Annotated in this window: 15 protein-coding genes; 5 read left to right on the forward strand and 10 right to left on the reverse strand. The window is 75.3% G+C overall.

Translation table 11 applies throughout. The features are described 5' to 3' along the window. The first annotated feature begins 4 nt into the window (after positions 1 to 4). Positions 5 to 517 carry a GNAT family N-acetyltransferase gene (locus tag DT076_RS14140; protein WP_199539194.1) on the forward strand — a complete coding sequence of 171 codons (513 nt, stop codon included), beginning with the start codon at positions 5 to 7 and terminating at the stop codon, positions 515 to 517. Here the strand turns inward: DT076_RS14140 and DT076_RS14145 are convergent. Further along, positions 484 to 2,952 carry a glycosyl hydrolase family 95 catalytic domain-containing protein gene (locus tag DT076_RS14145; protein ID WP_158548150.1) on the reverse strand — a complete coding sequence of 823 codons (2,469 nt, stop codon included), beginning with the start codon at positions 2,950 to 2,952 and terminating at the stop codon, positions 484 to 486. The genes DT076_RS14140 and DT076_RS14145 overlap by 34 nt on opposite strands. Positions 2,953 to 3,088: 136 nt before the next feature. Between DT076_RS14145 and DT076_RS14150 the strand changes: the two genes are divergently transcribed. Next, positions 3,089 to 3,733, forward strand: coding sequence for a dihydrofolate reductase family protein (locus tag DT076_RS14150; protein ID WP_114127350.1), 645 nt, complete (start codon positions 3,089 to 3,091; stop codon positions 3,731 to 3,733). Between the two features lie 7 nt (positions 3,734 to 3,740). On the opposite strand, the gene DT076_RS14155 is transcribed toward DT076_RS14150, so the two are convergent. From DT076_RS14155 to DT076_RS14175, 5 genes are read right to left on the reverse strand one after another with little or no spacing between them, the layout of a single operon-like run. After that, the gene (locus DT076_RS14155; RefSeq protein WP_147264152.1) at positions 3,741 to 4,172 is read right to left on the reverse strand and encodes a hypothetical protein; all 432 of its coding nucleotides are present in this window, start codon (positions 4,170 to 4,172) and stop codon (positions 3,741 to 3,743) included. Beyond that, positions 4,169 to 4,798 carry a TasA family protein gene (locus DT076_RS14160; RefSeq protein ID WP_114127352.1) on the reverse strand — a complete coding sequence of 210 codons (630 nt, stop codon included), beginning with the start codon at positions 4,796 to 4,798 and terminating at the stop codon, positions 4,169 to 4,171. Before DT076_RS14160 ends, DT076_RS14155 begins: the two co-directional genes overlap by 4 nt. After that, positions 4,795 to 5,493 (reverse strand): hypothetical protein, encoded by a 699-nt coding sequence (locus DT076_RS14165; RefSeq protein WP_114127353.1) that lies wholly within the window; start codon positions 5,491 to 5,493, stop codon positions 4,795 to 4,797. Before DT076_RS14165 ends, DT076_RS14160 begins: the two co-directional genes overlap by 4 nt. Continuing rightward, entirely contained in the window at positions 5,490 to 6,095 is a 606-nt protein-coding gene (locus tag DT076_RS14170) for a signal peptidase I (RefSeq protein ID WP_114127354.1), read from the reverse strand. The genes DT076_RS14165 and DT076_RS14170 overlap by 4 nt, the downstream gene beginning before the upstream one ends. A gap of 5 nt (positions 6,096 to 6,100) precedes the next feature. Next, positions 6,101 to 6,652, reverse strand: coding sequence for an alternate-type signal peptide domain-containing protein (locus tag DT076_RS14175; RefSeq protein WP_114127355.1), 552 nt, complete (start codon positions 6,650 to 6,652; stop codon positions 6,101 to 6,103). Positions 6,653 to 6,876: 224 nt separating this feature from the next. Here DT076_RS14175 and DT076_RS14180 point away from each other — a divergent pair, with 224 nt between their 5' ends. From DT076_RS14180 to DT076_RS14190, 3 genes are all read left to right on the forward strand, one after another. Then, positions 6,877 to 7,491, forward strand: a complete 615-nt coding sequence (locus tag DT076_RS14180) for a ClpP family protease (RefSeq protein WP_114127356.1) — start codon at positions 6,877 to 6,879, stop codon at positions 7,489 to 7,491. Next, entirely contained in the window at positions 7,488 to 8,087 is a 600-nt protein-coding gene (locus DT076_RS14185; RefSeq protein ID WP_114127357.1) for a ClpP family protease, read from the forward strand. The genes DT076_RS14180 and DT076_RS14185 overlap by 4 nt, the downstream gene beginning before the upstream one ends. A 93-nt stretch (positions 8,088 to 8,180) precedes the next feature. Beyond that, positions 8,181 to 9,704, forward strand: a complete 1,524-nt coding sequence (locus DT076_RS14190) for an HNH endonuclease (protein WP_114127358.1) — start codon at positions 8,181 to 8,183, stop codon at positions 9,702 to 9,704. A gap of 60 nt (positions 9,705 to 9,764) precedes the next feature. Here the strand turns inward: DT076_RS14190 and DT076_RS14195 are convergent, their stop codons facing one another. The 4 genes from DT076_RS14195 to DT076_RS14210 all read right to left on the reverse strand — a co-directional run bounded on the left by DT076_RS14195 (position 9,765) and on the right by DT076_RS14210 (position 13,823). Next, positions 9,765 to 10,103, reverse strand: coding sequence for a helix-turn-helix domain-containing protein (locus tag DT076_RS14195; RefSeq protein WP_114127359.1), 339 nt, complete (start codon positions 10,101 to 10,103; stop codon positions 9,765 to 9,767). Positions 10,104 to 10,178: 75 nt separating this feature from the next. Further along, positions 10,179 to 10,484, reverse strand: a complete 306-nt coding sequence (locus tag DT076_RS14200) for a metal-sensitive transcriptional regulator (protein WP_114127360.1) — start codon at positions 10,482 to 10,484, stop codon at positions 10,179 to 10,181. Beyond that, on the reverse strand, positions 10,481 to 12,793 hold the full coding sequence (locus tag DT076_RS14205) for a heavy metal translocating P-type ATPase (protein ID WP_199539195.1): 2,313 nt from the start codon (positions 12,791 to 12,793) through the stop codon (positions 10,481 to 10,483). The genes DT076_RS14200 and DT076_RS14205 overlap by 4 nt, the downstream gene beginning before the upstream one ends. Continuing rightward, positions 12,777 to 13,823: a heavy-metal-associated domain-containing protein gene (locus DT076_RS14210; RefSeq protein ID WP_114127361.1), complete on the reverse strand. Its 1,047-nt coding sequence runs from the start codon at positions 13,821 to 13,823 to the stop codon at positions 12,777 to 12,779. Before DT076_RS14210 ends, DT076_RS14205 begins: the two co-directional genes overlap by 17 nt. Position 13,824 lies beyond the last annotated feature (1 nt).

Here is a 13,824-nt window from a genome sequence, read left to right on the forward strand (position 1 = left end):
GCCGGTGAACGCGCGGCAGGCGCTGCGGCTGCTGGTGCAGACACCCGAGCACTGGCGCGAGGCCCGCGACGTCCGGCTGGAGATGCTGGCCGACACCCCGCTCGCCTTCACCGAGACGCTGGAGACCGCGCGCCGGCGCAGCGACGAGGAGTGGCGCGAGCGGCAGCGCACCCGGCTGGCCGGACCGGCCTCGCGCCACGTCGCCGCGGTGGACGCCGACGGCCGCTGGTGGGGCCAGATGCGGGTCGACGTGGTCGACGGGCAGGCGCTGCTGATGTCGGTGTGGGTGCACCCCGACGTCCGCGGCGCCGGGGTGGCCGAGCTGATGCTGGACGACCTGGCCGCCCACGTCCGGCTCACCCTGGGCATGCCCGAGCTGTACCTGGAGGTGCACGAGGACAACCCGCGGGCGATCGCGTTCTACCGCCGCTACGGGTTCGTCGACACCGGGGAGCGGACGCCCTACCCGCTGCCGCCGGGCGGTCAGGAGCTGCGGATGCGGCTCGCGCTGGGCTGAGCCGACGGCGACCAGGACGCCGGCTCGCCGCCGCGCACCGACAGAACTGCCGGTCCGGCGTCCGGGGCCACCACCAGCACCTCCCGGTCCTGCTCGGCGCGGACCCGCAGCTCGCGCACCCGGCCGGCCTCCCAGTGCAGGTCGACCACCAGCCCGCCGCGGGCCCGGACACCGGTGAGCGAGCCGGTCGACCACTGCGGCGGCAGGCAGGGCAGCAGGTCGAGCACCGGACGTCCCGCGTCGAGCCGGTGGGACTGCAGCAGCATCTCCACCACCCCGGCGGCCACCCCGAAGTTGCCGTCGATCTGGAACGGCGGGTGGGCGCAGAGCAGGTTGCGGTACACCCCGCCGGGGACATCCACCCGGCCGCGCCGGTCGTCGCTGGACTCGTCGACCGGGGTCAGGTAGTGGCCCAGGCTGGCGACGGCGCCCTCGACGCTGCCGAGCCGGGCGTGCAGGGCCACCCGCCAGGCGATCGACCAGCCGGTGGAGTGGCTGCCGCGCAGCCGCAGGGTCTCCGCCATCGCGGCCAGCCGCTCGGTGTGCGCCGGGTCGTGGCGCTGCACGGCGTCGCCGGGGAACAGGTCGTAGAGGTGGGACTGGTGCCGGTGCGTCGGCTCGGCCTCGGGCAGGTCGAGGTGCCACTCGGGGTAGCTGCCGCGGGTGGTCGGCCCGGGCAGCGGCAGCCGGGCCAGCGCCGCCTCCACCTGCTCGCGCCGGGCCGGGTCGGGCCGGTCGCCGTCGACGGAGCCGTCGGTGCCCTCCAGCAGGTCGGCGCAGGTGAGCCAGGTACGCAGCAGGTCGCGGGCCAGTGCGAGGTCCATGGTGGAGGACACGGTGACCGCGGCCCGGCCGGAGCCGGTGAGGTAGCGGTTCTCCGGTGAGGTGGAGGGGGCGGTGCCCAGCGTGCCGTCGGGCAGGGTGACCAGCCAGGACAGCAGGAACCGCACCGCGCCGTCGACCAGCGGCCAGCCGCGGTCGAGCAGCAGCCCGGCGTCGCCGGTGAAGCGGTGGTGCTCGGCCAGGTGGCGCAGCAGCCACGGGCCGGCCATCGGCCAGGCGGCCCAGCACGGGTCGGACGTCCCGTCGCCGACCGGCAGCGAGAAGCCCCAGACGTCGGCGTTGTGGTGCGCCGCCCACCCCGGACGGTCGTAGACCCGGCGGGCGGTGTCCCGGCCGGTGCGGGCGAGCTCCTCGACCAGCTCGTAGTACGGCTCGGCGCACTCCAGCAGGTTCACCGGGGCCGCCAGCCAGTAGTTCATCTCGGTGTTGATGTTGACCGTGTAGTTGCTGCTCCACGGCGGCTGCAGCAGCCGGTTCCAGAGGCCCTGCAGGTGCGCGGCGCGCGTCCCGGGTCGGGAGGAGGCGATCAGCAGGTAGCGGCCGTACTGGACGGCCAGCGCGACCAGCGCCGGGCTGACGTCGCCCCGGGCGGCGCGCTCCAGCAGGGCGTCGGTGTCGTCGTCGGGCCGGTCGGTGCCGTCGCCGAGGGCGAGGGCGAAGCGGTCGAACAGCGCGGCGTGGTCGGCCTCGTGCTCCGCCCGCAGCCCGGCCACGTCGCGCCCGGCCAGCGCGGTGGCGCGCGCCCGGGCGTCGGGCAGCAGCTCCTCGACCCGCCCGTGCGGCGGGGTGGCGGCGTCGACGAAGTCGGTGCTGGTGGTGACCACCAGCACCAGGCGGGTGGCGCCGGTGACGGCCAGCTCGACCGGGGCCTCCGGGCCGTCGCCCGGCACGGCGGCGACGGTGCCGTCAGTGACCACTCCGACGGCGACGGCGGCGGTCACCGCGTGCCCCGGGGTGGGGTCGAAGACCAGCGCCTCGTCGCTCCGCTCGTGGCTGGGGTAGGCGTCGCTGGGCATCCGGGTGAGCAGGCCCAGCCCGTCCTCGTCGACCTGCAGCCGGCAGTACCCGAACCCGGCGTGGGCCGCCTCCAGCCGCACGCGGAGGTCGGTGGGCCGCTCCCAGCGGTGCTCGCCGACCACCGCACCGGCCGGGGCGCTGACGAAGGCGTCCACCTGCCCGGGCCCGGTCGGGCCGTCGGTGCGCCAGCTGGCGACCGCGGTGGACAGGTCGAGGCGTCGCTGCTCCAGCCGGGTGGGCGCGTCGGTGAGCACGGTGAGCGCGGCGAGCGGCTGGTAGGACTGGCTGTGCCCGAACTGCACCTTGCGGATCTCACGCTCGGCGGTCTCCACGTCGCCGTCGAAGAGGGCCCGGCGGACCCGCTCGACGACCTCCGGGGCCGGCTCGTCGGAGGCGGGCGTGCCCGCGGTGCTGCCCGGCCAGCCCGACCAGCAGGTGTCGTCGTTGAGCTCCCACCGGGTGGCGGCGGCGTCCCCGTGCACCATCAGCCCGATCCGCCCGTTGCCCAGCGGCAGGCCCTCGTTCCAGGTGGCCGCGGGCGTGCGGTAGCTCAGGGCGGGTCCAGACGTGGTCACGGCGGTCCTCTCCTCGACGTCGTCGTCAGCTCGCGCCGTAGTCTGCCGGACCGGACCGACAGCCCGCCCCGGTCGGGCCGATGAGTCCGGGCCACCTGCCGGGTCGACCTCCTCGACACCGACCGAGGAGGACATCATGGGACAGCTGCTGCGGGTGCAGAACTTCGCCGTCTCGCGGGACGGCTACGGGGCCGGGGAGGGCCAGAGCCTGGAACGGCCGTTCGGCCACGCCGACCCCGACGCGTTGCACGGATGGGCGGTGGAGACCGCGAGCTGGCCCGGCCGCACCGACGGGGGTGGCAGCCGTGGGCTGGACGACTACCTCGTCCGCGACTTCAGCCACGGCATCGGCGCGGAGATCATGGGCCGCAACAAGTTCGGCCCGGTGCGCGGCCCGTGGCCGGACCACGAGTGGCGCGGCTGGTGGGGCGACGAACCGCCGTTCCACACCCCGGTGTTCGTGCTGACCCACCACGAGCGGCCCTCGTTCACCCTCGCCGACACCACCTTCCACTTCGTCGGGGGCGAGCCGGCCGAGGTGCTCGAGCAGGCACGGGCGGCGGCCGGCGGCCTGGACGTCCGCCTCGGCGGGGGCGCCAGCTCGATCCGGGCGTTCCTCGACGCCGGACTGGTCGACACCCTGCACGTGGCCGTCGCCCCGGTCGAGATCGGGGGCGGGTCGCGGTTGTGGGAGTCGCCGGAGGAGCTGCTCGACCGCTACCACTGCGACGTGGTGCCCAGCTCCAGCGGGGTGGTGCACCACCTGTTCTGGCGGCGGTAGCCGGCGATCAGCAGACCAGCCACAGCCCCAGCAGGGCCACGCCGAACGACCGGCTGCTGGCCTGCGGCGACTGCCAGGCGGTGCCGGCGATCGTGCGGACCTCGATGGTGTAGCGGGCTCCGAGCACGGCCGACAGCAGCGACGGCGTCAGCAGGATGCTGTTGTCCGTCGTGGTGGTGGCGTACACCTGGGTGCCGGTGGACCCCAGCACCCGGACGCGGAACTGCCGGTTGGTCGGTGTGGCCCAGCCGATCCGGACACCCGACCCCTCCGTCTGGCAGGTCAGCGTCGCCGGGGACGCCAACGTCCCGCTGAAGGAGCCCGTGCTCACCGTCGCGGTGTCGCTGAACAGGGCCCAGGTGCGGCCCGGGGTGAGCAGCAGTCCGAGCAGGAGGACGGCGACGGCGACGGCCGCGGCCACCGACGCGCGCCTCCTCATCCGACCGCCTGGGTGGCGGTGAGGACGAGGGTGAGGGTGCCCTGCGCCCCCTGGTTGACGTCCGCCGAGGCGGCGTCCAGCCCGACCAGCACGCAGAGCGCCTCGCTGCCGCCGGGCGCCAGCGCGCGGGGGGTGCCGATCACCGAGGTGGCCGACGCCGGCACGAACGTCTGCGCTCCCAGCGGGCTGCCCGAGCAGGTCTGCTGCCGGGGGTAGCTGGTGTCGGAGGTGTCCGGCGAGCCGGCGAACAGCCGGAACGTGATCGAGCTCCCGTCGTAGCCCCAGGTGCTGCCGCGCTGCACGGTGGCGCCGTAGGTCGCGGCGGCGCTGCTGACGTTGTGCACCGTCAGCGAATGGGCGAGCGTCTCGCCCGGCAGCAGGTCGTCGGCGGCGATGGAGGTCTTGGGGTACTCGGTGCCCAGCCCGACGGCGCCGCCGGTGTCGAGCTGCAGGTCGAGCCCACCGGCGGTGAACGACCCGGTCCGCACCTCCGCGGTGTCCTGCCAGTAGGCCCACGAGGTGTAGCCGGTCATGCCGAGCAGGACGGCCAGCGCCAGCGCGAGCACCGGCTTCCACAGCTGCGACGGCCGGGGCCCGTCGACGGCACGACGGGCTGCGGGGCTCATGAGGTCCTCCTGCGGGTACGGGTGAGCAGGCCGCCACCGGCCAGCAGGGCGGCGACGGCGACCGCCGCCGACCAGGCCGGCAGGGCGGTGCCGGTGGCGGCCAGCCCTCCGCCGGGGCGGTCGTGGCCCGGCGACCCGGTGCCGGGGTCGCCGCCGTCCGGGCGAGCCGGTCCTGGTGCAGCGTGGTCGTCCCCACCGCCCTGCTGGCCGTCGGAGACCGCTGCGTCGTCGGTGAGGGTGACGGTGAAGCCGAGGGGCCGGCTCAGCCGCATCACGTCCTCCCCGGCCCCGGCCACCAGCTCCACCTCGATCTCGACCGCCACCTCGTCGCCGGGTGCCAGCCCGTCCACCTCGGCCAGCACGGCGTCGGTGGTGACGGCGCGGACGCTCGCGCCCGCGGCCCGGCCGGTCACGACGAGGTCGCCCGAGCCGACCGGGCCGGCGAGCTCGGGGGCGTCCAGGGCCACCGCGAGGTCGGCGACGCCTCCCGCGTCGTTGCGCACCCACAGGGTCTCGCTGCGGACGTCCCCGGGCACCCAGCGGGTCCGGGGGTCGAAGAGCGGCTCGGCCAGCGTCTGGCGGAAGCTGCGGCCGTCGCTGCTGAGCCCGATCCGCGGGTCGGCTGCCGCGGGCACCGTCGTGCTGGCGAGCAGCAGCGCCGCTCCGACCAGCACCAGGGCGCGTCCGGTCGTCACGAGGGTCCCCCTCCGCCCGCCGCCCGGCGCGGCTGCGGCCGGGCGCGCAACCGCCCCCGCAGCGCGCCGCCGAACATCACCACCGCGTAGACCACCAGGCCGAGGGCCACCAGCTGGGCCAGCAGCGCGCGCTGGGAGCCGCTGAGCAGGCTGTTGAGGTGGCCGAGGTGCGGCACCGAGTACCAGACGGTCCCGCGCACCTGCACCGCCCGCACCAGTGCGGCATCGGGACGGGTGTTCGCGTCGCCCTGGGTGAGGAAGGCCCGTTCGCCGTCGAGCACGCGGCTGGCCACCACCCGGTGGGTCACCGTGGTCGGCTCGCCGGAGCGCAGCTGGTAGGTGATCACGTCGCCGAGCCGGATCGCCTCGACCGGGCGCGGGCGCACCACGATCAGGCTGCCGACCGGGTGGGCCGGCTCCATCGAGGAGCTGAGCACGGTGTAGGTGGTGGAGCCGGTCACCCGGGGCACCACCACCGCCACCGTCAGCACAGCCCCCAGCGTGAGGAGCACCACCCAGCAGAGCACCCGCCAGAGCCACGCCGAGGCGGCGCGGACCCGGCCGAGGTGCCCCGCCGACGGCGCCGGGGCGGAGGAGGGCACCCGGATCAGGCGGTGGCCTGGGTGGCCGTGATGGTGAAGGCCTCGAGGTCGATCACGGTGTTCTGCGAGCCGTTGTCGACAGCGGTGCCGATCGGCACGTCCACGACGATCGTGGCGTCGATGGTGTCGCCGTCGTTCGCGTCGGTGATCTCGGTGACGGCCTCGCCACCGACGAGGAAGGTGCCGGTGACGTCGTAGTCGGCCGGGTCCATGGCCGGGGCGCCGTCGCCGACCTCGGCCGCGGTGACGTCCAGGGTGGCCCGCAGGTTGGTGCCCTCGGCACCGATGGTCACCGCGCACTCCTTGGTCAGCACGTCACCGGGGACGACGGTCTCGGTGGCCGGGTCGAACGCGACGCCGGTGACGCCCTCCACGGCGTTGGTGACCGTCCAGCCCGCGGCGTCGCAGGCCGCCGCGTCGAGCGTCAGCTCACCGGCGGTGATGGTGCCGCCGGCGACGTCCTCGGTGGCCTGCCAGTAGGCCAGCGAGCCGCCGCCGCCGACGAGCAGGACCGCCGCCGCGACGGCCGCGAGGGTTCCCTTGGTGGTCTTGTTCATACGTGTCGCCTTCGCGTCATCCCCCGACGACTGGACCGGGCCGACCGGCCCGGATCGCGGTGGACTCCCTACCGCGGCCCGGACGCTACCTGCTGATCACCGCCTTCTCCCGGATCCTCAGACGATCCTCGGCCTTTCTTAGGGTTCGCCCGGTCTGCCGACGGCGGATCCGCTGCGGGCAGCAGGAGCTCGGCCCGCGGCCGGCTCCCGGTCAGGCTTGGCCCATGACCACACCGACCCTGGCCGAACGCACGGTCGAGGAGCTCCTCGACCAGCGCATCCTGCTGCTCGACGGCGAGCTCGACGACACCGGCGGCACCCAGCTGTGCGCCCGGATGGTGCTGCTGGCCGCCCGCAACCCCACCGCCGACATCGCGCTGTGGATCAACTCCCCCGGCGGCTCCGTCCCCGCCATGCTCGCGATCATGGACACCATGCGGATGGTGCCCAACCCGGTCACCACCCTCGCCCTCGGGATGGCCGCCAGCGCCGGGCAGTTCCTGCTCAGCGCCGGGACCCCCGGACGCCGCTACGTGCTGCCGCACAGCAAGGTGCTGCTGCACCAGGGCTCGGCCGGTATCGGCGGCTCCGCGGTCGACATCGAGCTGCAGGCCGAGGACCTGCGGGCGATCCGCGACACCGTGCTCGGGCTGACCGCCGAGCACACCGGCCAGACACCGGAGCGGATCTTCGCCGACTCGCTGCGCGACCACTGGTACGACGCCGAGGAGGCCCGCGAGTACGGCTTCGTCGACCACATCGCCCGGTCCCTGGACGAGGTACGGCCCGGCACCGTCCTCGGGCGCACCGGCTTCGACCCCTCCGGAGGTGCCCGATGAGTTCCTACACGATCCCCAACGTCATCACCCGCAGCTCGCGCGGGGAACGGGTGATGGACGTCTACAGCCGGCTGATGGAGGGCCGGATCATCTACCTTGGCACCGAGCTCGACGACGGCGTGGCCAACGCGCTGATCGCCCAGCTGCTGCACCTGGACGCCGAGGACCCCGACGGGGAGATCAGCCTCTACATCAACTCCCCCGGCGGCTCGGTGACGGCGATGTTCGCCCTCTACGACACCCTGCAGTACACCCGGGCGCCGGTGGCCACCACCTGCGTCGGGCAGGCGTGCTCCACCGCGGCGGTGCTGCTGGCGGCCGGGACGCCGGGACGCCGCGCGGTGCTGCCGCACTCGCGGGTGCTGCTGCACCAGCCGTCCACCCAGGGCCGGGGCACCATCCCCGACCTCATCCTGGCCGCCGACGAGATCCTGCGGCTGCGCGGGGAGATGGAGCAGGTGCTGGCCGCCCACACCGGCCAGTCGGCCGAGACGCTGCGCCGCGACACCGACCGCGACCGCATCTTCACCGCCCCGGACGCGGTCGCCTACGGCCTGGCCGACCACGTCATCTCGCTCCGCTCCCTCGACCGCTGACCGTCCTCCGCTCCTCTCGCGGGCGGTGGGAGTTGTCCACAGATTCGCACACACGGACGAAAAGTGTCGGCGGGAGTCCGTAGCGTTCTCGTCATGGAGGAACCCCGGACCGACGCCGCGTCGGTGCTCAGCGACCTGGCCGAGCTCCGTGCCCTGGAGCAGGCGGCCGCGGCGGCGGTGCTGCGGCAGGCCGCGCGCTGGGCCGACCTGCACCCGGCCCCGTGCCCGGAGCTGGCCGCGACCCTCTTCGAGCGTGGCCGCGACACCGGGTGCCCGCTCGCCGGAGAGGGCACGCCGCTGGTGGACGCCTCGTGCCTGGCCGAGCTCGCCGCGGTGCTCGGGCTCTCGACCGGGGCGGGCCAGCGGCTGGTCGGGCACGCGCTGGAGCTCCGCCACCGGTTGCCCCGGCTGTGGGCGTTGGTGCACGCCGAGCGGGTGCCGGCGTGGCGGGCTCGCCAGGTGGCGGAGCGCACGATGGGGCTCAGCCAGGAGGCGGCCTCCTTCGTCGACGCCCAGGTGTCGGCGGTGGTGGGCCAGGTCGGTCCGGTGCAGCTGGAGCGGCTGGTCCTCGCCGCGGTCGCCGAGTTCATGCCGGCCGAGGCCGAACGCCGCAGGCTGGCCGCCGAGGACGGCCGCTGCTTCCGGGTGTTCCACGACACCACCGGAGCCGGGCACGGCCTGTCGGAGGTGCGGGGCACCCTCGACCTGGCCGACGCCCTCGACCTCGACCTGGCCGTCGAGGAGGGTGCCCGCGCGCTGGCCGGGGCGGGCTGCACGGAGTCGGCGGACGTGCGCCGCGCCCTGGCCCTCGGCGAGCTCGCCCGTCGCCAGCCCGCCCTCGACCTCACCAGCGACGACGCCGGCCCGGGCGCGGACCGTCGCGGTGCGGCACGGGCTCCGCGGATCACCCTGTGCCTGCACCTGTCGGCCGAGGCCCTCGGCCGCACCGCCTCGGCCCAGCCCGACCACGCGCAGGTCGGCCGGGTCGGCAACACCGGCGTCCCGGTCACCGCCGGGCAGAACCGCGACTGGTGCGGGCGCCCGGGTGCCACCGTGACGGTCAAGCCGGTGGTCGACCTCGGCGCCGAGGCCGGTGTCGAGGGCTATGAGGTCCCGGACTGGCTCAAGGAGCAGGTCGCGCTGCGTGACCGCACCTGCGTCTTCCCGTGGTGCCACCGACCCGCGCACCCCCGACCCCTGCACGACCGCGCCCGCGCGCAGGTCGAGTACGACCACGTCCGGCCCCACCGGCTCGGCGGCCCGACCTCCGCGGCCAACCTCGCCCCGCTGTGCCTGGCCCACCACCTCGGCAAGACCTTCGAGCGCTGGTCGTCCGTGGTGACGGAGCCCGGGGTGTACCTGTGGACCAGCCCCCACGGCCGCCGGTACCGACGCGGCCGGAACGGCGGCACCGCCGCCCTCGACCAGCCAGCTCCCCCGCTGCGGCACCCCGACCAGATCGCACCCCCGCCACCTCCACCGGCCCTGGTGCCCGGACGCCCGCCCTCGGCCCGCCGACGACGACAGATCCTCGGAGCATCACCGCACCGCGCCGGTCCGGCACCGACTGCCAGCGGCTCACCGCCATCAGCGGGTGACGAGCCGCCACCCTTCTGACGACCGCGCGGATGCCGTCCGCTCACTAGCCACGGCCGTCTCTCCCGGATGAGCGTCGGCTCAGGCGGCGAGGGCGACCGGGCCGCGCAGGGAGGTGCGGGAGACGCGGAGGTCGTGCGCGACGGCGGTGGTGAGGTCGAGCAGGGTGAGGCCGACCGCGCCGGCGGCGGCGGAGAGGATCTCCGAGGACGGCTCCTTGCGCCCGCGCTCGACCTCGGAGAGGTACTGGGTGGAGATGCCGGCGCGCTCGGCGGTCTCGGCCAGCGTACGCCCCTGGCGCTGCCGCTCCCGGCGCAGCCGGCGTCCGACCAGGTCGCGCCACAGCGGCTCGACGTCGTCGCGCCCGCGGCGTCCCGGCGGCTCAGCGCGTCCCCGACCCAGCGGCACCACGTCACCCATGGCGGCGACGCTACGCCGCGACCACGGTCCGCCGCTGCCGGTTCTGCTCAGAGCAGAGCGGCGCCCGGCACGCGCTCAGGAGCGGACGAGGCGGGCGATGGCGGCCGAGGCCTCCTTGATCTTCGCGTCGGCCTCCGGTCCGCCGGCCTGGGCGGCGCCGACCACGCAGTGCTTGAGGTGGTCGTCGAGCAGACCCAGCGCCACCTTCTCCAGGGCGCTGGTGAGCGCGCTGATCTGGGTGAGGATGTCGATGCAGTAGGTGTCCTCCTCGACCATCCGGTGGATGCCGCGGGCCTGCCCCTCGATCCGCTTGAGCCGGGCCAGGTAGCGGTCCTTGTCGCTGATGTAGCCGTGGGTGGCTGCTGCCTCGGTGGTGCTCATGCTCGCTGCTCCTGTTCGCTGCTGCGTCGGGTCGATGATGCCTGAGACCGACCTCCGGGCGCGGTCGCGGTGGACCGGAAACCCCGCAGCCGCAGGCTGTTGGTGACGACGAAGACGCTCGACAGCGCCATCGCCGCGCCGGCGAGCATCGGGTTGAGCAGGCCGGAGGCCGCCAGCGGGATCGCCGCCGCGTTGTAGGCGAACGCCCAGAAGAGGTTCGCCCGGATCGTGCCCAGCGTGCGCCGGGCGAGCCGCAGCGCGTCCACCACCGAGCGCAGGTCGCCCCGCACCAGCGTGATGTCGGCGGCCTGGATCGCGACGTCGGTGCCGCCGCCCATCGCCAGCCCCAGGTCGGCCCGGGCCAGCGCGGGGGCGTCGTTCACGCCGTCGCCGACCACCGCCACCACCCGGCCCTCGGCCTGCAGCCGCGCGACCACGTCGACCTTCTCCTGCGGCAGCACCTCCGCGACCACCCGGTCGATGCCGACCTCGGCGGCCACCTGCTCGGCCACCGCACGGTGATCACCGGTGAGCAGCACCGGCGTCAGCCCCAGCTCCCGCAAACCGCGGACCGCCTCCGCGCTGGTCGGCCGGACCTCGTCGGCCACCACGAGCAGACCGCGGGCTGCACCGTCCCAGGCCACCGCCACCACGGTCCGGCCCTCCTCCTCGAAGGCCCGCTTGGCCTGCGCCAGCTCCTCGCCCAGGGGCAGCGAGCGCTCCACCAGCAGCGACTCCCGCCCGGCCAGCGCCGCATGCCCGTCAACCAGCCCCTGCACCCCGCGGCCCTCGAGGTTCTCGAACCCGTCCACCGCGGGCAGCGTCCCGAGCTCGGCCCGGGCCCCCGCCGCGACCGCGCGACCGACCGGGTGCTCCGAGGCGTCCTCGAGCGCGCCGGCCAGCCGGAGCAGCTCCACGCGCCCGACACCTGCCGCCGGCACCACCTCGAGCAGGGTCATGGTGCCGGTGGTGACCGTGCCGGTCTTGTCGAGCACGACGGTGTCGACCCGGCGGGAGGACTCCAGCACCTCCGGGCCCTTGATGAGCACACCCAGCTGGGCGCCGCGGCCGGTGCCGACCAGCAGCGCGGTCGGTGTGGCCAGCCCGAGGGCGCAGGGGCAGGCGATGATCAGCACGGCCACCGCCGCGCTGAAGCCGGCGCTCAGCGGGTGGCCGGCCCCGGTCCACACGCCGAGGACGCCGACCGCGACGGCGATGACGACCGGCACGAAGACCCCCGACACCCGGTCGGCCAGCCGCTGCACCTCCGCCTTGCCGGACTGGGCGTCGCGGACCAGCCGCGCCATCTGGGCCAGCTGGGTGTCGGCCCCGACCCGGGTGGCCCGCACCACCAGCCGGCCGCCGGCGTTGACGCAGCCGCCGGTGACCGGGTCGCCCTCGCCGACCTCGACCGGCACCGACTCGCCGGTGAGCAGGGAGGCGTCGACCGCGCTGCGCCCGGAGACGACGACGCCGTCGGTGGCGATCTTCTCCCCGGGCCGGACGACGAACTCCTCGCCCACCGCGAGCTGCTCGACGGCCACCTGCTGCTCGCGGCCGTCCCGCAGCACCGCGACCGTCCGGGCCCCGAGCTCGAGCAGCGCCCGCAGCGCGTCGCCGGCCCGCCGCTTCGACCGCTTCTCCAGGTAGCGGCCGAGCAGGACGAAGGTGGTGACGCCGGCGGCGACCTCGAGGTAGATCTGGCTGGCGGCGTCGCCGCGCTCGACGGTCAGCCGGAACGGGTGCACCATCCCGGGTTCTCCGGCGCTGCCGAGGAAGAGCGCGACCACCGACCACAGCAGCGCCGCCAGCGTGCCGACCGAGATCAGGGTGTCCATGGTGGCCGCACCGTGCCGCAGGTTGAGCGCGGCGGCCCGGTGGAAGGGCCAGGCGCCCCACACCACCACCGGCGCGGCCAGCACCAGGGACGCGAACCCCCAGTAGTCGAACTGCCAGGCCGGCACCATCGCCAGGGCGACCACCGGCACGCTCAGCAGCGCCGAGACCAGCACCCGCCGGCGCAGCGAGGCCAGCTCGTCGTCCCCGGCCGGCCGCTCGTCGTCACGGTCCTGCGGGGCGACGGGCAGCGCGGCGGTGTAGCCGGTCTTCTGCACCTCCTCGACCAGCGTCTGCGGGTCGAGGCCGGCGGGCAGGCTGACGCTGGCGGTCTCGGTGGCGTAGTTGACGGTGGCGCGGACGCCGTCGAGCCGGTTGAGCCGCTTCTCGACCCGGGCGGCGCAGGAGGCGCAGGTCATGCCGCCGATCTGCAGCTGCAGGTCGACCAGCGCCTGCTCATCCGTCGTGGCCATGGTCGGCTCCCTCCTCCTCGTCGTGCCCGGTCTGCTCGTCCTGCTCCTGCTGCTCGCCCTGCTCGCTCCCGGTCGAGCCGTCGGTGTCGAGGACGAAGGCCGCGGTGCGGACCCGTCCGTCGATCTTGAGGTCGAGGTAGAGCAGGTAGCGCCCGGGCGTGGGCGCGGTGGCCTCGAAGGCGATCTCGGGCCCGGACCGGTCACCCGGGGCGGGGACGTCCCCGTGCGGGTGCACGTGCAGGTAGGCCAGGTCGCCGTCGCGCAGCGCGACCAGGTGGCCGAAGGCGCCCAGGTACGGCTCGAGCCGGGTCACCGGGGACCCGTCGCGGGTCACCGTCGCGGTCAGCGTGCTGGCCGTGCCCGGGCTCAGCGTGCCGTCGAGACGCACCTGGTAGCCGTCGACCTCCGCGGTGCGGACCGGTCCGTCGGCCACCCGCGGGTCGTAGCTGCCACCGACCTGGACCAGGGTGGACAGGGTGAGCCCGCCGCCCTCCCCGGGGACGAAGTCGGCGTAGAGCCGGTAGCTGCCGGCGGCCTCCCACCGCCACGGCAGGGACCACCGCCCCTCGGCGTCCCGCACCGGGTGCACGTGGCGGAAGAAGGCGCCGTCGGTGCGCACCACCACCAGGTGCAGCTCCTTCTCGTGGGAGACCCGGTAGCCGGTCACCGGGCGTCCGTCGGGGCCGCGCACGGTGAGGCCGAGGACGCCCTCACGTCCGACCACGTCGGGTGCGCTGACCGCGTCCAGGCGGTAGCCGTCGGCGGCCCGGGCCAGCCCGTCGGCGGCGTGGTCGTCACCAGCCGCCGGCTCGGTCGCGGGTCCGCCGGTGTGCCCGTCGCCGTGCCCGGCGGGCTCGCCCTCCCCGGCACTCTCCGGTCCGGCGCCGGTCTGCCCGGGGCCGGCCTGGTCGGACGCGGCGGGCTGCGGCGGGCCGAGCACCGGAGCGAGCGAGCTGCCCAGGCTGAGCGAGGCGGCGAGCACGACGGCGAGCAGCGCCCCGTAGGCCCCGAGCCGCACCGGCGCGCGCACG

The sequence above is a fragment of the Desertihabitans brevis genome (assembly GCF_003327535.1).
Lineage (GTDB): Bacteria > Actinomycetota > Actinomycetes > Propionibacteriales > Propionibacteriaceae > Desertihabitans > Desertihabitans brevis.